The sequence below is a fragment of the Allobosea sp. FBZP-16 genome (assembly GCF_002831785.1).
Classification (GTDB): domain Bacteria; phylum Pseudomonadota; class Alphaproteobacteria; order Rhizobiales; family Beijerinckiaceae; genus Allobosea; species Allobosea lupini.
Window position 1 is genome coordinate 446,852 of sequence record NZ_LNCQ01000022.1, and the last position, 17,347, is coordinate 464,198.

A 17,347-nucleotide genomic window follows, 5' to 3' on the forward strand; every position below is an offset into this window, starting at 1 on the left:
TCGCCGGGTCACGATCTAATGAAGCGTCGGTGTTCCGACGGCCCGGCGATTGGCGCCGAAGCCGAACGGAACGATCTGGATCGCAAGGGCAAACCGATTGCGATCCCAACAACAGGGATTACCCATGGCCGCCGAACGGGCTCAAAATCTCCAGGACACCTTCCTCAACCACGTCCGCAAACAGAAGATTCCGCTGACCATCTTTCTCGTGAACGGCGTCAAACTGCAGGGCGTGGTCACCTGGTTCGACAATTTCTGCGTTCTCCTGCGTCGCGACGGGCATTCGCAGCTCGTCTACAAGCATGCGATCTCGACGATCATGCCGGGCCATCCGGTCCAGTTGTTCGAGCCCGAGGACACGGACAAGGCCTGACCGTGGGCGGCAAGGCCGGCGGCTCGACGACAGGCAGCGGAAGCGCAATCGGGATCTCGATCGATGCGGCCGAGCATGCCTTGGCTGCGGACACTCGCGCCTTTGTGATCGGCCCCTATCTGGCGCGCCACGCCGCCAGCCGGGCCGCTGCGGGCGACGAGAACCAGCGCAGCCATGCAGCGCGGCTGGACGAGGCGTTCGGCCTCGCCAGCGCCATCGACCTCCAGATTGTCGAGGCGATCCCCGTGGTCCTGCCGGCGCTGCGGCCAGCAACCTATCTCGGCAAGGGCAAGGTCGAGGAACTGGCCGAGCGCGTTAAGATCGAGGAAATCGGCCTCGTCGTGATGGACTGCGCCCTGTCGCCGGTGCAGCAGCGCAATCTTGAAAAAGCCTTCGGCTGCAAGGTGATCGACCGCACCGGCCTGATCCTCGAAATCTTCGGCCGGCGCGCCCGCACGCGCGAAGGCGCGCTGCAGGTCGAGCTCGCCCATCTCAACTATCAGAAGAGCCGCCTGGTCAGGTCCTGGACCCACCTGGAGCGCCAGCGCGGCGGCTTCGGCTTCCTCGGCGGACCCGGTGAGACCCAGATCGAGGCCGACCGGCGCATCATCCAGGAGCGGATGACCAAGATCGAGCGCGAGCTCGACAGCGTGAAACGCACGCGCTCGCTGCATCGCGCCAGCCGCAAGCGCGTGCCCTATCCGGTCGTCGCGCTGGTCGGCTACACCAATGCCGGCAAGTCGACGCTGTTCAACCGGCTGACCTCTGCCGAAGTTCTGGCGCAGGACATGCTTTTCGCCACGCTCGACCCGACGGCGCGGGCGCTGAAGCTGCCCCATGGCGCCAGGATCATGCTCTCCGACACGGTCGGCTTCATCTCCGACCTGCCGACGCAGCTCGTCGCGGCTTTCCGTGCAACGCTTGAAGATGCGATCGAGGCCGATGTGCTGCTGCATGTCCGCGACGTTTCGCATGAGGACACGCAGGCCCAGGCCGCCGATGTCCAGGGCATCCTGCGCGATCTCGGCATCGACCCGGAGGACGGCGAGCGCGTCATCGAGGTCTGGAACAAGGCCGATCTACTCTCGGGTGACGAGCGTGAGCGCCAGGCGGCGCTGACCGAGCTCAAGCCGGGAGCCTCGCGGCCGGTGCTGGTCTCCGCCTTGACCGGCGAGGGCATGGAAAGGCTGACCGACGCCATCGAGCGGCGCATCGCCCGCACCCGGCCGGTCTATCGGCTCACACTGGAACCGGGCGACGGCAAGTCCCTGGCCTGGCTGCACGCCAATGGCGAGATCCTCGAGCGCGAGGATGCGGAGGACGGTGCGCTCAGCCTGCTGGTCAGGCTGCCACCCGAGCGGGAAGGGGCCTTCGGGGCCCGTTTCCCTCAGGCAGAACGCGTCGGCAGCAACTCCTGAGGAGGCCGGTCACGCTCGCTGTGGCCGCAGTCTGAAACGCCGGGGTTTCAGGTCGGCGAGCACCGAGCGGGCCGCATTATGGCCCGGCGCACCGGTGACGCCGCCGCCCGGATGGGCGCCCGAGCCGCAGAGATAGAGGCCCGGCACCGGCATGCGATAATCGGCATGGCCGAGCACCGGGCGGGCGCTGAAGAGCTGGTCGAGCGTCAGGCGGCCATGGAAGATGTCGCCGCTCACCAATCCGAAGCGCGCCTCCAGATCGCTCGGCGCCAGAGCCAGCCGGCCGATGACGGAAGCCCGGAACCCCGGGGCGTAGCGGTCCACGGTGTCGATCATCAGATCGGCCACCGCGTCGCGATGCGCATCCCAGCTGCCGCCGTCCGGCAGCTGTGGCGCAACATGCTGGCAGAACAGGCTGGCGACATGGCGACCGGGCGGGGCGAGGCCATCGTCCAGCGTCGACGGGATCAGCATCTCGACGATCGGCTCGCTCGACCAGCCCGACAGCCGCGCCTGCGCGTGGGCGCGGTCCATATAGGCGAGCGAGGGCGCGATGATGATTCCGGCGGTGAGGTGGTCGCCCAGTTCCGGCAGGCAGGTGAAGTGGGGCAGTTCCGACAACGCCAGGTTCATCCGGAAGGTGCCAGAGCCCGAGGCATAGCGGCGGATGCGCTCGCCGAAGTCGGCGGCAACGATCGCCGGATCGACGAACCGCTCGAACAGCAGGCGCGGATGCAGGTTGGACACTACGGCGCGCGCCCGCACCACATCGCCCTGTTCGGTCACGGCACCGACGGCGGAGCCTTTTTCGGTCAGAACCTGAGCGACCGGCGTCTCCAGCCTGATCTCGACGCCCTGTTCGGCGCAGGCCCGCGCCATCGCCTGCGTGATCGCGCCCATGCCGCCGAGCGCATGGCCCCAGGCACCGCGCTTGCCGTTGACCTCGCCGAAGACGTGATGCAGCAGCACATAGGCCGAGCCAGGCGTATAAGGGCTGGCATAGTTGCCGACTACGCTGTCGAAGCCGAAAAGCGCCTTGACCGGATCGCTCTCGAACCAGCCGTCGAGCCAGTAGCCGGCCGATTTGGTGAAGAGGTCGAGGAGATCGCGCCGGCCGGACTGGTCGAGCCCGGCGATGCGCCGCCCGAGCGCGGCCGCCTTCAGCATTTGCGGCAGCGCCGCCAGCCAGCCGCCATCCCCGAGATTGGGCGGCGCCTGCAGCACGAGATCGCGCAGGATGGCAGCGATCCGTTCCAGCCGCACGCCATAGGTCGACAGCCGCTCCGCATCGCGGGCGGAGAATTTCGCCACCTCCGCTGCCGTGCGCCCCTCGCCGGCAGAGAGATAGCGCCCATCCGGCAGCGGCAGGAAGTTCGCCATGCGCCGCTCGACGATGCGCAGCCCGTGCCGTGCCAGCTCCATATCCGCGATGATGCGCGGATTGAGCAGGCTGACCGTGTAGCTCGCCGTGGAGTTGCGGAAGCCGGGATGGAATTCCTCGGTGACCGCCGCGCCGCCGACCACGGCGCGCCGCTCCAGCACGATGACCTTCAGCCCGGCTTTGGCCAGATAGAAGGCGCAGACGAGGCCATTATGGCCACCGCCAAGAATGACGATGTCGGCATGGCTGGTGCTCACGAAACCACCCCTTCGTCAGCACGCAGCACGTCTATTGGAAATTCGGCAACTCAGTTCAGCTCGGCCTTGTCGAGCCGATACTTGCCCTTGCGGTCGCGCCGGAAATATTCGCGCGCCTGCGGATGACGGATCGGCTGGCCCGACTCGTCGATCACGAGATTTTGTTCCGAGACATAGGCGACGTACTCGGTTTCCTCGTTCTCGGCGAAGAGGTGATAGAAGGGCTGGTCCTTGGAAGGGCGCAGATGCTCTGGAATCGCCAGCCACCATTCGTCCGAGTTCGAGAACACCGGATCGACGTCGAAGATCACGCCGCGGAACGGATAGACGCGATGGCGTACAACGTCGCCGATGCGGAATTTCGCCGTGCGTGATTCCATGATCCTCGTTCAGCCCCAGGCCGGCCCGTCACAGCCGGTGTCGCCGTAACCCTGCGCTTGACGTAGGATTACGTCGCAAATGCGTCAATATCCGTCGATGTCGCGGCAGCGCTCTTTCAGAAGCCGTAGCGCGCCGCCAGCGCCGGATCGCGGGCCGCAACCTGCCGCGCCAGGTCGACAATGACCTTGGCCTGCTTCCAGGTCGCGTCGTCCTGCATCTTGCCATCGATCATCACCGCGCCTGAGCCGTCCGGCATTGCTTCCAGGATGCGTCTGGCGAAAGAAACCTCGCCCGGATCGGGGCTGAAGACGCGCTTGGCGATTTCGATCTGCGAGGGATGCAGCGTCCAGGCGCCGGCGCAGCCGAGCAGGAAGGCGTTGCGGAACTGCGCCTCGCAGGCGGCTCCATCCGAGAAGTCGCCGAACGGGCCGTAGAAGGGCTTCAGGCCGGCCGAAGCGCAGGCGTCGACCATCTTCGCGAGGGTGTAATGCCAAAGATCCTGCTGCGCCACGGCGCGCGGGCCGCCATCGGGCGTGGGGTCGGCGATGACCTTGTATTCGGGATGGCCGCCGCCGACGCGCGTCGTCTTCATGGCGCGCGAGGCGGCGAGGTCCGCCGGGCCTAGGCTCATGCCATGCATGCGTGGGGAGGCGGTGGCGATCGCATCGACGTTCTTCACGCCCTCGGCCGTCTCCAGAATGGCGTGGATCAGGATCGGCTTGGGCAGGGCATGGCGCGCCTCGTACTGCGCCAGCAGCTGGTCGACATAATGGATGTCCCAGGGGCCTTCGACCTTCGGCACCATGACGACGTCGAGCTTGCCGCCGATCTCGCCCATGATCGCGGCGATGTCGTCGAGGAACCAGGGCGAGTTCAGCGCATTGACGCGGGTCCACAGGCCGGTCGCGCCGAAATCAGTCGCCTTGGCAAGCTCGATAAATCCGTCGCGCGCCGCCTGCTTCGCCTCGACCGGGATCGCATCCTCGAGGTTGCCGAGCACGATGTCGACCTGGCCGGCGAGCTCGGGAACCTTGGCGCGGACCTTCTCGAGGTGCGGCGGCACGAAATGGATCATCCGCTCCAGCCGCAGCGGCAGCTCGCGATAGGGCTCAGGCGCGCCGATCGCCAGCGGGCGGAAGAACTGGCGCGGCGTCTTGGTCGTCATGCTCGGCTCCATGCTGCGATGCAGCGAATGTGCCGGAAGGTCGCCGCGCCGTCCATCGGTCTTTCGGCAGGCTTTGGGTGAATTATCCTAGGGCAGAAGTCCTAGGATAATAAACTTAAGACCGCTCAGTTGCGCGAAAACGGCGTCTGCAGCACGACGCGCGCCGGATTCGCAATCGGATCGCGGGGGGTGAGCACGCCACGCAGGCCGAGCGTATCGGCGTCGCTGGCATAGCTGTCATCGTGCAGGCTGGCCTCGCGCACCCGCATCTGCCGGCGCAAGGCGCGGACCTGCGCTTCCCGATGCGAGACGCCGACCTTCTCGTCGATCTGGCGACGGTCGCTGGCCGTCAGGTCGGGCGCGCCGCGGAAATCGCGGAAATCGGCGGTGTTGTAGGGCCATTTGCCGCCGGTGAAGGTCCGCACCCTTCCGTCGAGCACGATGCTGTCGCCCGGACGCAAGGTGAAGTCGCGCAGCAGCGAGACGCGGCGATCCTTCGCCGTTGCGATGGCAGGCCGGCAGGCTGGATCGGCGCCGCGCTCATAGGCATAGGCCATCGGCAGCTGGCGATAGGTCTTGCCGTCGTTCGCCACGGCGTCGTCGATCGTCGCGGCGCCGGCCGCGACCTTGAAGACCTTGACCGGCACGCCGGGGTTGGCGGCCTGGCAGAGCGCCTCATGCGCCCTGAGATCGGACTGGCTGCGCAGATGGCCGATCGGCGCCTGGAAGCCGTCGCAGAGGCGCACGCAGATGGTCCGCGTCACATCGGCCGCGCCGGACACGGTGTCGTAGCGGATCGGCGGCAGCTTCGGCTTCTGCTGCACCTGCCTGGCTGCGGCACGGACCGGCTTGAACGGATTGAGCTCGACCGGCGGCGGTGCAAGACGCCCATCCGGGCGTGCCTGCTGGAAGAAGGGCACGGACCAGGTGTGGCGGGCCGGGGCATAAGCCGACACGGGAACGGAGGCGTAGGCGGCCCGAGCCGGCACGCGTTCGGCCCGGCGGGTAGCTTCCTCGCGATAAAAGGCGCGGATTCCGGCGTCGTCCTCGGCCTGGACCAGCGAGACGGTCAGGACCGTGCCACTCGCGCCGAGCGCGAGCCCGACGCCGGCCATGGCGACCATGCGCAAGCCACCGCTGCGACCACGCGAGACGGAATTCACCTTCGTCGAGGAACTGGAACCGGTCGGCGGGACGGGATCGGAACGCAGGCAATCGACATTACGGACACGAAGCACCGCGATCTCTCCACCGCTCGCTAGTTCATTGTCCGCCGCAGGATTGGCTTAGTTTACTTTTCGTTAAGACTCAACGGCCGCGCAGCAGCCGTCACCGCAAAGCCGGCGTCATCGTTAATGCGCAGATCGCTGGAATAGGGTCTGCCGGTCTGAAGCGACCGGCGGCCGGAGCCGGATGCCTCAATCCGGCTGGCGATGCACCGCCTGCGGGATCGCGACCGGGATCGCGCCCGGCACCGAGGCCGCTTCCTCCCGCTCGCCGCGACCGCGGCCGGAGATGAAGCTGTCGACCTTGTCGAGATAGAAATAGACGACCGGCGTGATGTAGAGCGTCAGCAGCTGCGAGACGACGAGGCCACCGACCACGGCGATGCCGAGCGGCTGGCGCAGTTCCGCTCCGGCGCCATGGCCGAGCGCGATCGGCAGCACGCCGAAGATCGCCGCGAAGCTCGTCATCATGATCGGCCGGAAGCGCACCAGCGCGGCATCACGGATGGCGGTCAGCGCGTCGTCACCCATCTTGCGGCGCTCGATCGCGAAGTCGACCATCATGATCGCGTTCTTCTTGACGATGCCGACCAGCATCAGGATGCCGATGATCGCGATCACCGACAGGTCCATGTGGAAATACTGCAGGGCGAGGAGGGCGCCCAGGCCCGCCGAGGGCAGGCCGGACAGGATCGTGATCGGGTGGATGAAGCTCTCGTAGAGAATGCCGAGGATGATGTAGATCACCAGGATCGCCGCGAAGATCAGCAGGCCCTGGCCCTTCAGCGCATCCTGGAAGAGCTGGGCCGAGCCGGCGAAGCTGGTGACGATCGAGGCGGGCAGGTTGATGTCGCGCTCGGCGGCGCGGATCGCGTTGACGGCATCGCCGAGCGAGACGCCGGGCGCGGTATTGAACGAGATCGTCACCGCCGGCTGCTGCGAGATCCGGTTGACTGCGAGCGGCCCGACGCTCGGCTTGATCGTCGCCACCGCCTCGAGCGGCACGTTCTGGCCGTTGGCGGCCTTGAGCATCAGGCGCGACAGCACCGCCGGGTCCTGCTGGTAGGCGCGCTCGGCCTCCATGATCACCTGGTAGTCGGTCGCTGGCGTGAAGATCGTCGCGATCTGGCGCGAGCCGAAGGCGTTGCCGAGCGCCTGGCGGATCTGGTCGCTGGATATGCCCAGGCTGGCGGCGCGCTCGCGATCGATGTCGATCGACAGCTGCGGGTTGCGCAGTTGCAGGTCGATATTGGCGTCGCGCAGTTGCGGCAGCTGCGACAGGCGCTGCTGCATCAGCGGCGCGTAATTGAAGAGGGCACCAAGATCAGGCCCCTGCAGCGAATAGAGATACTGCGCCCGCGAGGAACGGCCGGCGTTGAGGTTGATGTTCTGGACCTGCTGGAACACCGCGGTGATGCCCGGCACCTCCGAGACGGCCCGGCGCAGGCGCGCGATCACGACCTCGGCCTTGTCGCGCTGCTCCTTCGGCTTCAGCGCGATGAACATGAAGCCGTTATTGGTGGCGTTGAAGCCGCCGATATTCGAGGTCAGGTAGTCGATCGCGGGATCGGCCTTCACGATCTCGGCGAGACGGATCTGGCGCGCCGCCATCGCCTCGAAGGAGGTGTCCGGCGGGCCTTCGGTCGAGCCGCGCAGGAGGCCGGTATCCTCGGTCGGGAAGAAGCCCTTGGGCACGTCCATATAGAGCTGGACCGAGACATAGACCGTGCCGAGCGTCACCAGCAGCATCAGGAAGCGCGCCCTCAGCACGAGGTCGAGCGTCCAGCGATAGGCGCCGAGCATGCCCTGGAAGCCGGCTTCGAACACACGCTCGACGATGTTCGGCTTCTTGTGATGGTCGTGCGCCTTGAGGAAGCGGGCGCACAGCATCGGCGTCAACGTCAGCGAGACGAAGCCGGAGACAATGATCGCCGCTGCGATCGTGCCGGCGAATTCGGCAAAGACCTTGCCGACCACGCCGCCCATGAAGAAAACCGGGATGAAGACGGCGACCAGCGAGATGGTGATCGACAGGATGGTGAAGCCGATCTCGCGCGAGCCGTCGAGCGCCGCCTGGAATGGCTTCTTGCCCATTTCGATATGCCGGATGATGTTCTCCAGCATGACGATGGCGTCGTCGACGACGAAGCCGACCGCAAGCGTCAGCGCCAGCAGCGAGATGTTGTCGAGCGAATAGCCCAGCGCAAACATGATCGCGAAGGTGCCGACCAGGGAGATCGGCAGCGCCAGCGTCGGGATCACCGTTGCGGCGAAGCTCTTCAGGAACAGGAAGATCACCATGATGACGAGGGCGATCGCGATCATCAGCGAGACCTCGACATCCTCGACCGCCTCGCGGATCGGGATCGAACGGTCGTTCAGGACGTGCAGTTCGATCGCTGCGGGCAATTGCGCCCGATAGGCGTCGAGCTTGTCCTTGATGCTGTCGACGACCTGGACGGTGTTGGCGTCCGACTGGCGGTAGACCGCGAGCATGATCGAGCGCTGGCCGTTGTACCAGCTGCCGGTCTGGTCGTTCTCAACGGAATCATAGATCTGCGCGACGTCGTTGAGGCGGATCGGGATGCCATTCTTCTGCGAGATGATCAGGTTGCCATACTCGCCGGCGCGTTCCATCTGGCCGGTGGCGCCGAGCGTCAGGCGCTGGTTGGAGCCATTCAGCGTGCCGACCGGAGAGTTGGAATTGGCGGCGGCGATGGCGGTGCGGACTTCGGCAAACGAGAGGCCGCGGGCCGAGACGGCGTCGGGATTGACCCGCACCCGCACGGCGTATTTCTGCGCGCCGAAGATGTTGACCTGAGCGACGCCGGGCAATTGCGAGATCTGCTGCTGCAGGATGTTCTCGCCGAATTCATGGACCTCGTAGAGCGGCTTGGTCGCCGAGGTCAGCACCATGAACAGCACCGGCTGGTCTGCCGGGTTGACCTTCCTGAAGCTCGGCGGGGCAGGGAGCTCGGGCGGCAGGCGCCGCACCGTCGCGCTGAGCGCCGCCTGCACGTCGAGCGCGGCGCCGTCGATGTTGCGGTTGAGGTCGAACTGCAGCGTGATCGAGGTCGAGCCCTGCTGTGAGACCGACGACATCGAAGTGATGCCGGAGATCGAGGCGAATTCACGCTCCAGCGGCGCCGCGACCGAGGACGCCATCGTCTCCGGGCTCGCGCCCGGCAGGCGGGCACTGACATTGATGGTCGGGAAATCGACCCGCGGCAGCGCCGCCACCGGCAGCTGCTTGAAGGCGAACAGCCCGAAGATCAGGAACGTCGCCATCAGGAGGGTCGTCATGACCGGGCGACGGATGCAGAGCTCGGGCAGGTTCATCAGCCGGCGCTCCCCCGCTGGGAGGTGAGATTGGGCGCCGGCGGGCTCTGGCCGCCGCGGCCGCGCTCGATCGTGCGCGCGCCTTCTGTCAGCAGCAGTTGCCCGTCGATCGCCACGGTCTCGTCGCCGGTCAGGCCCGAGGCGATGACGGCGCGGTCATCGACATTGCGCGCGACGACGATCGGCCGGGCGCGGGCGACATTGTTCTCGATCACGAAAACATAGGAGCCGTTCTGCCCGGTCTGGACGGCCTCACGCGGCACGGTGACGGCATCGGGCTCGGTCCGCAGCGTCAGCCTGACCTGGCCGAGCGCGCCCGGCCAGAGCGTCTCGGCGGGATTGTCGAAGCTGGCGCGGATCTGGATCGTGCCGGTCGTCGCATCGACCGCGTTGTCGATCACCGCGATCGTACCCTCGATGGTCCTGCCGACGCCCTGCTGGCTCGCCTGGACGACCGCCGTCTTCGCCTGCATCGCCTCGCGGATCTCCGGCAGATAGCGCTGCGCCACGGCGAAGCTGACATAAATCGGGTCGATCTGGTTGATCGTCGCGAGCATCGCCGAGCTGTCGCCGCTCTTGGCGATATTGCCTTCCTTGAGGGCGGCGACGCCGACGCGACCCGAAACCGGCGCGCTGATCGTGTAATAGCTGAGCTGGACGCGCAGACTGTCGACAGCCGCCTCGCCGCCGCGGATGGCGGCGCGCAGCGTGCTCACGGCCGTGCGGGCGGTATCGAGCCGTGCGTCGGTGGCGATCTCGCGCCGCGAGAGCTCCTCGGCTCGGCGCAGATCGGATTCGGCCGCAATCAGCGAGGCCTTGTCGCGCGCGACATTCGCCTCGGCCTGACGGAGCTGCGCCTCGAGCTGGCGTGAATCCAGCCGGAACAGCACGTCTCCCTTGTTGACCATGGCGCCGTCGCGGAATTCGACCGCCATGATCTGGCTGTCGACGCGCGAGCGGATGTTGACGGTCGAGATCGCCTGGACGGTGCCGATCGCATCGATCCGCACCGGCATCGGCCGGCGCTCCACCTTTGCGGTGACGATCGTCACCGGCGGCCGGTTGGCCTGGCCGGAGCGGTTGTTGCCGCCCGCTGCGGGGGCTGATGCGGTGGCGGCGGGCTTGGCCGGGCCGGGGATCACCTTGCCGTAAGGAACCTGATCGAGCGGCCAGGGAACGGGACGCCCGGTGTAATGAAGAAACGCGCCCGCGGCGAGCACGCCCGCGGCCGAGAACAGAGCCACACGCCCGAAAGTCAGCACTGCCATAGAAAGCCTTGCGCCACGGGAACGCCGTATCCGGCTAATCCGGACAGTCGCTCCCCCATTGTCCTCACCGCAAGAATTTAGCATGAAGACGGCCCGGTTTCGACACAAGTGTCTAACACGGTTTATTGAGCGCTGTAGCGACAAGGTGACAGGACAACAATTCGGCCGGTCGAAATCGGCCGCACACGTCTTGCGTGCGACAAGCAAAAGCTGTTCAGAGAACAGCAACCACGATACCAACCCACATGAAGAACAGGCAAGCAACGCCAGCAGCAAAGATGAGTGCACGCTGCTTCAGGCTGTTGGTTCCAGTGTGAACCAATGTATGGACGACACGTGTCGCGACATAAGCCCAGGCCAGCGCCGCCATGACGTAGCCGATCGCGCCGACATGGATCGCGATCAGGATCAGCGCGAAGAACAGGACCGGAGTCTCGAACTGATTACTGAAATTGGCCGCGGCCAGTCGCGCGGAGTCAGGATAACGCTCGGTCGAGACGGCGATATCGGCGAGCCCGACCTCGCGATTGGCGAAGGCCCGCTTGCGGCGCTGGAACATGATGACGAGGACGACGAAGCTCCAGAGAATCTGGGCCAGCGCCGGATAGATCAGCTTGAGCGTCATGTCGTCCTCTTCGCGGAGCGGCGGACCGACAACTGGGTCCACGCTCCGGAAGTATCTGATGCCCGATCGAAAAAGGACAGATCGCCGTGAGGCGATCCGAGATCAGGAGCGCGTCGGATAGTTCGGGCTTTCGCGCACGATCGTCACGTCATGGACATGGCTCTCGCGCAGGCCGGCGCTGGTGATGCGGATGAAGCGGGCCTTGTTGCGATAGTCTTCGAGGTCGCGGCCGCCGACATAGCCCATCGCGGCGCGCAGGCCGCCGGCGAGCTGATGCAGCACACCCGAGACCGGGCCCTTATAGGCGACCTGGCCCTCGATGCCTTCGGGCACCAGCTTCAGCGCATCCTTGATGTCCTGCTGGAAATAGCGGTCGGCCGAGCCGCGCGCCATCGCACCGACCGAGCCCATGCCGCGATACGCCTTGTAGGAGCGCCCCTGGTACAGGAAGGTCTCGCCCGGTGTCTCGTCTGTGCCGGCGAGCAGCGAGCCGACCATGGCGCAGGCAGCACCGGCCGCGAGCGCCTTGGCGAGGTCGCCCGAATACTTGATGCCGCCATCGGCGATGATCGGGATGCCGGCCTTCTGCCCTGCCGAGGCCGCATCCATCACCGCAGTGAGCTGCGGCACGCCGACGCCGGCGACGATGCGGGTGGTGCAGATCGAACCGGGGCCGATGCCGACCTTGATCGCGTCGGCGCCGGCATCGATCAGCGCCTGAGCGCCGCCGGCGGTGGCGACGTTGCCCGCGATGACCTGGACGGCATTGGAGAGCTTCTTCACCCGCGTCACCGCCTCCAGCACCTTGGCCGAGTGGCCATGGGCGGTGTCGACGACGATGAGATCGACGCCGGCATCGATCAGCATCTCGGAGCGCTCGAAGCCGAGGTCGCCGGTCGTCGTCGCTGCCGCGACCAGGAGCCGGCCCCGGCTGTCCTTGGCGGCATTGGGATGCGTGACCTGCTTCTCCATGTCCTTGACGGTGATCAGGCCGATGCAGCGGTAGTGATCGTCGACCACCAGCAGCTTCTCGATGCGGAACTGATGCAGCAGTCGGCGGGCTTCATCCTGCGCGACGCCCTCGCGAACCGTGATGAGGCGGTCCTTGGTCATCAGCTCCGAGACGGGCTGTTCCGGATTGGCGGCAAAGCGCACGTCGCGATTGGTCAGGATGCCGACCAGCTTGCCGTTGTGCCCCTGAGGCCCGCGCTCGACGACCGGGATGCCGGAAATGCCGTTGTTGCGCATCAGCGTCAACGCGTCGGCCAGTGTCTCGTCGGGATGGATCGTGATCGGGTTGGCGATCATCCCGGATTCGAACTTCTTGACGAGGCGGACCTGGTCGGCCTGCTGTTCGGGGTCGAGATTGCGATGCACGACGCCGAGGCCGCCGGCCTGCGCCATGGCGATCGCCATCTTCGCCTCGGTGACCGTATCCATCGCCGAGGCGATGATCGGCAGGTTGAGCGAGATCGTCTTGGTGAGCTTGGTCGAGATGTCGACATCGCCAGGCATCACCTCGGACGGGCCGGGCTCGAGCAGCACGTCGTCGAAGGTGAAACCGTCGCGAATGAGGCCGTCAGTGATCGTCGCCATCGTCAACTCCGGGGCCGGTGCGGCCGGCACTGAAAAGGGGCAGGGCGGATATGCCCTAAGCCGAGTTGACGAGGCCCGATATCACGCGTGTGACCGGCCCGCTAGGGGCGTTGTGACAAAAACTGTCTAAGCGGTCCCGGCCGGACGGCGGGACCGCTTAGAGCCCAGATGAGACTGAGCCTATTGCTGCTGCGCCGGGCGTGTCCGGCCAGCCTGCTGCGCTGCCGGCCCGGCCGCCTTCGGCTCGACGCCGAAACAGCCCATGCCCATCATCGTGCCGCCTTTGGCGTTCGCCATCTGCTGGCATTCCTTCTGACGGGCGCAGTTGTAGTTCCGCAGCGCATCGCCCGAACCCGGGGTGACGACGCGCATCGCGCAGCCGTCTTCCCAGCTGGTCGACTGAGCCAAGGCCGGCGCCTGGCCAGCGCTGAAGAACGCGGCGCCGGCCAGCAAAGCGACAGCGGCACCGTGACGCAAAGCGGTCACGGTGAGCGAGCGGACTGCGTGGTGGGTGGAGTTGATCATAGGACACCTCTTGCCCGCGGACCGGCCGCGTCGGCGTAAGCGAAACCATCGCCCCTTCAACCCAAGAGATAGGTATGGTTGAGCCGGATCGCCTTGTCGCAAACGCATAACGGGGCCGCTCTCACGTCCTTGTGACGACGTGAGAGCAGATCGGAAGCCGGCTTTCCTTGAATAGCCACAGTCCGCTCGCCATGCACCGGATGCAACCCTCGTCACCACACCCCTGTCGGCCCTCGCCAGCCGGATAGAGCCGCATTAAAGGGCAGCGGGCGGCGAAAAATCCGAAAGTTCGATACCTTGCAGCGCGCCAAGCTCCTGCCTCTCATCGTCGCCTGCGCGTTGTTCATGGAGAACACCGACTCGACGGTGATCGCGACCTCGCTGCCGGTGATCGCCAAATCGCTTGGCGAGGATCCGATCGCGCTCAAGCTGGCGCTGACCTCCTACCTCGTCAGCCTCGCCGTCTTCATCCCGATCTCCGGCTGGATGGCCGACAAATTCGGCGCCCGTACCATCTTCAGGACGGCGCTCGGCATCTTCATGTTCGGCTCGGTGCTTTGCGCCTTCTCGAACTCGCTCGGTGCCTTCGTCGGCGCGCGCTTCATCCAGGGCATGGGCGGGGCGATGATGGTTCCGGTCGGCCGGCTCGTCATCCTGCGCAGCGTCGAGAAGTCCGAACTCGTCAGTGCACTGGCCTATCTAACGGTGCCGGCGCTGGTCGGCCCGGTCGTCGGCCCGGTGGTCGGCGGCTTCATCACCACCTATTTCGACTGGCGCTGGATCTTCTTCATCAACCTGCCGATCGGCCTGCTCGGCATCGCTCTGGCGACGATGTTCTTCGAGGATATCCGCGAGGAGGACGTCGCTCCGCTCGACATCACCGGCTTCCTGTTGTCATCGACGGGCTTCGCCGCGCTGATGCTCGGCCTCGCAACCGGTGGGCGCCATCTCGTGCCCGTTGCCGTCTCCTATGGCTGCGTGGCGTTCGGCATCGTGGCGCTGGTCATCTACTGGTTCCATGCCCGCCGGCTGGCTTATCCGGTGCTCAATCTCTCGCTGCTGCGCATTCCGACCTATCGGATCGGCGTCCTCGGCGGCTCGATATTTCGCGTCGGCATCGGCGCGATCCCCTTCCTGCTGCCTTTGATGCTGCAGCTCGGCTTCGGGCTCGACGCACTGCAATCTGGCCTGATCACCTTCGCTTCGGCGGCCGGCGCCCTCGTGATGAAGACGCTGGCGAAGACGATCCTCGCCCGCTTCGGCTTTCGCGGCGTGTTGACGTTCAACGCGTTGATCGGCTCGGCCTTCCTGGCGGCTTCAGGCCTGTTCACGCCGACGACACCGCACTGGCTCATGCTTGGCGTGCTCTTCGTCGGCGGCTGCTTCCGCTCGCTGCAGTTCACCGGCATCAATGCGCTGAGCTATGCCGACGTCTCGAACCGCGACATGTCGAGCGCGACCAGCTTCTCCAGCGTCGCCCAGCAATTGTCCCTGAGCCTCGGCATCACCGTCGGCGCCTTCGCGCTGGAGGCCGCCAATCTCTACAATGGCGGCAAGGCGCTGGGCGCAGGCGATTTCTGGCCAGCCTTCGCCCTCGTCGGCCTGATCTCGGCCTCATCGGCATTGTGGATGATCAGGCTGAAGCCCGATGCCGGCGCCGAGGTCTCCGGGCATGCGCCGATGAGTGCCCGCAAGGTCACGGCGCAGGCGATCGAGGATCAGAAGCCGCTCGAGTGATGCTCTGCCGATTGACGAAGCCGCGCCGCTGCGCCAGCGGTGGCGCATGACCCTCGGCCAGAATCGCCTGTTCCTCGGCGTCGGGCACTCCGCCCTTGGACGCCCCTGGCGCAACCGCCTCGATCCCGCCGGCCTCGCGCTGGCCGAGGCGCTGGCGCAGGTCGAAGGCGTCCCCGACACGCTGGCGCGCGTCCTCGCCGGCCGCGGCGTCGCCTCCAGCGAGGCGCTGCGCCATCTCGAGCCGAAGCTGCGCGACCTGCTGCCGGACCCGTCCGTGCTGCGCGACATGGACCGGGCCGCACAGCGGCTCGCCCAGGCGGCGATATCCGGCGAGAAAGTCGCGATCTTCGGCGACTACGACGTCGACGGCGCCTGCTCGGCGGCCCTGCTCGCCGGTTTTCTCGCCGAGGCCGGAGCAAAGCCGCGCATCCATATCCCCGATCGGCTGATCGAGGGCTATGGCCCCAATGCCGAGGCGATCACGATGCTGGCCGGCGAGGGCGCGACGCTGCTCGTCACCGTCGACTGCGGCACCAACAGCCACGAGCCCCTGCAGCAGGCGGCACGGCTCGGCCTCGACACCGTCGTGCTCGACCATCACCAAGCGCCCGAATTGCTTCCCGAGGTCCAGGCGCTGGTCAATCCCAACCGGCAGGACGATCTCTCCGGTCTGGGCCATCTCTGTGCCGCCGGCGTCGTCTTCCTGGCGCTCGTCGCGACCAATCGCGAACTGCGTCGGCGCGGCGCCTGGCAGGCGAGGGGCGGTGAGCCCGATCTGCTCGCGGCGCTCGATCTTGTCGGGCTGGCGACGGTCGCCGATGTCGTGCCGCTGATCGGCCTCAACCGCGCCTTCGTGCGCCAGGGGATCGCCGTGATGCGACTGCGCCAGCGGCCCGGCCTCGCGGCGCTGCTCGACGTCGCCGGGCTCGATGGCCCCGTGCAGGCCTGGCATCTCGGATTCCTGCTCGGGCCGCGCATCAATGCCGGCGGACGCATCGGCGACGCGGCTCTCGGCGCCCGCTTGCTTCTGACCCGCGACGAGGTCGAGGCGCGCACGATCGCCGCCGAGCTCAACCGGCTCAACCAGGAGCGTCAGGAGATCGAGCGGGCTGCGGTCGAGGAGGCGGTGGCCGAGGTCGAGCACCGCTTCGAGGATGCCGCTTCGCATCCGGTGCTGGTCGTCGGTTCGGCCGATTGGCATCCTGGCATCGTCGGACTGATCGCGGGCCGCCTGAAGGAACGGTTCAACCGGCCAGCCTTCGCGCTGGCGCGCAATGCCAATGGCGGCGCGACCGGCTCGGGCCGTTCGATCGCCGGCGTCGATCTCGGCTCGGCCGTGCGCCAGGCGGTCGAGGCCGGCCTTGCCGTCAAGGGCGGTGGCCATGCCATGGCGGCGGGCGTGACGCTGGCGCCAGGACAGGAGGGCGCCTTCGCCAATTTCGTCAGCGAAAGGCTGGCCGGCGGCGTCGCCGGCTCGCGCGAGGCCGAAGCCCTGCTGATCGACGCGGCGATCAGCGCCGGCGGTGCCAATCCGCGCCTGCTCGCCGAGATCGATCGGGCCGGCCCGTTCGGCGCCGGCTGCCCGGAGCCGGTCTTCGTGCTGCCGGCGCACCGCCTGACGGAGGTGATCGAGGTCGGCGCCGGCGGGCATCTGCGCATCAAGCTGCGGGCTGGCGATGGCGCCACCATCGGAGGAATCGCCTTCCGCGCCGCGCGCGAGCCGCTCGGCCAGGCGCTGCTGGCGGCACGCGGCGAGAGCGTGCATCTGGCCGGCACATTGACGCTGAATCGCTGGGGCGGCAGCGAACGGGCCGAGGTGCGCGTGGTGGATCTGGCCCGGCCGCTGTGAGCGAATGCGAAAAACCCTGACAACGGGGTTGCCCAAGCTTCGCCGGGACACTATAGCTCGCCCCGCCTCGCAAGAGCGCTTCGCGCTCAGGCCCGCGGTCTTCGTCTATCGGTTAGGACACCAGCCTTTCACGCTGGGGAGACGGGTTCGACTCCCGTAGACCGCGCCATTCCCGCCAGCGCTATAAGCATCGCAACGCCGCTTGGC

13 protein-coding genes and 1 tRNA gene are annotated in these 17,347 nt (G+C 66.8%); 5 read left to right on the top strand and 9 right to left on the bottom strand.

Annotated elements, in window-relative coordinates:
* Positions 1–124: 124 nt before the first annotated feature.
* Positions 125–373 carry an RNA chaperone Hfq gene (gene hfq / locus CXY91_RS08375; RefSeq protein WP_057192822.1) on the top strand — a complete coding sequence of 83 codons (249 nt, stop codon included), beginning with the start codon at positions 125–127 and terminating at the stop codon, positions 371–373.
* An 80-nt stretch (positions 374–453) separates the two neighbouring features.
* On the top strand, positions 454–1,791 hold the full coding sequence (gene hflX, locus CXY91_RS08380) for a GTPase HflX (RefSeq protein WP_248307402.1): 1,338 nt from the start codon (positions 454–456) through the stop codon (positions 1,789–1,791).
* A gap of 9 nt (positions 1,792–1,800) precedes the next feature.
* Here the strand turns inward: hflX and CXY91_RS08385 are convergent, their stop codons facing one another.
* From CXY91_RS08385 to CXY91_RS08425, 9 genes are all read right to left on the bottom strand, one after another.
* Complete coding sequence (locus CXY91_RS08385; protein ID WP_100960312.1) at positions 1,801–3,429, bottom strand: phytoene desaturase family protein; 1,629 nt, start codon at positions 3,427–3,429, stop codon at positions 1,801–1,803.
* A 50-nt stretch (positions 3,430–3,479) separates the two neighbouring features.
* A complete protein-coding gene (gene hspQ / locus CXY91_RS08390; protein WP_091829030.1) occupies positions 3,480–3,809 on the bottom strand; it encodes a heat shock protein HspQ in 330 nt (109 codons plus the stop codon).
* 116 nt (positions 3,810–3,925) lie between these two features.
* Positions 3,926–4,975 carry an HpcH/HpaI aldolase/citrate lyase family protein gene (locus tag CXY91_RS08395; RefSeq protein ID WP_100960314.1) on the bottom strand — a complete coding sequence of 350 codons (1,050 nt, stop codon included), beginning with the start codon at positions 4,973–4,975 and terminating at the stop codon, positions 3,926–3,928.
* A gap of 125 nt (positions 4,976–5,100) precedes the next feature.
* Complete coding sequence (locus CXY91_RS08400; RefSeq protein ID WP_158673317.1) at positions 5,101–6,213, bottom strand: DUF2865 domain-containing protein; 1,113 nt, start codon at positions 6,211–6,213, stop codon at positions 5,101–5,103.
* Between the two features lie 180 nt (positions 6,214–6,393).
* Positions 6,394–9,540, bottom strand: coding sequence for an efflux RND transporter permease subunit (locus CXY91_RS08405; protein ID WP_100960318.1), 3,147 nt, complete (start codon positions 9,538–9,540; stop codon positions 6,394–6,396).
* Positions 9,540–10,808 carry an efflux RND transporter periplasmic adaptor subunit gene (locus tag CXY91_RS08410; protein WP_158673318.1) on the bottom strand — a complete coding sequence of 423 codons (1,269 nt, stop codon included), beginning with the start codon at positions 10,806–10,808 and terminating at the stop codon, positions 9,540–9,542. Before CXY91_RS08410 ends, CXY91_RS08405 begins: the two co-directional genes overlap by 1 nt.
* Before the next feature lie 214 nt (positions 10,809–11,022).
* Complete coding sequence (locus CXY91_RS08415; RefSeq protein ID WP_100960323.1) at positions 11,023–11,433, bottom strand: MAPEG family protein; 411 nt, start codon at positions 11,431–11,433, stop codon at positions 11,023–11,025.
* Between the two features lie 102 nt (positions 11,434–11,535).
* On the bottom strand, positions 11,536–13,029 hold the full coding sequence (gene guaB, locus CXY91_RS08420; protein WP_091829017.1) for an IMP dehydrogenase: 1,494 nt from the start codon (positions 13,027–13,029) through the stop codon (positions 11,536–11,538).
* Positions 13,030–13,209: 180 nt separating this feature from the next.
* On the bottom strand, positions 13,210–13,554 hold the full coding sequence (locus tag CXY91_RS08425) for a hypothetical protein (RefSeq protein WP_100960325.1): 345 nt from the start codon (positions 13,552–13,554) through the stop codon (positions 13,210–13,212).
* Positions 13,555–13,851: 297 nt separating this feature from the next.
* On the opposite strand from CXY91_RS08425, the gene CXY91_RS08430 reads away from it, so the two are divergent.
* The 3 genes from CXY91_RS08430 to CXY91_RS08440 all read left to right on the top strand — a co-directional run bounded on the left by CXY91_RS08430 (position 13,852) and on the right by CXY91_RS08440 (position 17,309).
* Positions 13,852–15,291, top strand: coding sequence for an MFS transporter (locus CXY91_RS08430; protein ID WP_100960327.1), 1,440 nt, complete (start codon positions 13,852–13,854; stop codon positions 15,289–15,291).
* 46 nt (positions 15,292–15,337) lie between these two features.
* On the top strand, positions 15,338–17,140 hold the full coding sequence (recJ, locus tag CXY91_RS08435) for a single-stranded-DNA-specific exonuclease RecJ (protein ID WP_100960329.1): 1,803 nt from the start codon (positions 15,338–15,340) through the stop codon (positions 17,138–17,140).
* A gap of 94 nt (positions 17,141–17,234) precedes the next feature.
* Positions 17,235–17,309: transfer RNA gene (locus CXY91_RS08440), tRNA-Glu, on the top strand.
* The last annotated feature ends 38 nt before the right edge of the window (positions 17,310–17,347 follow it).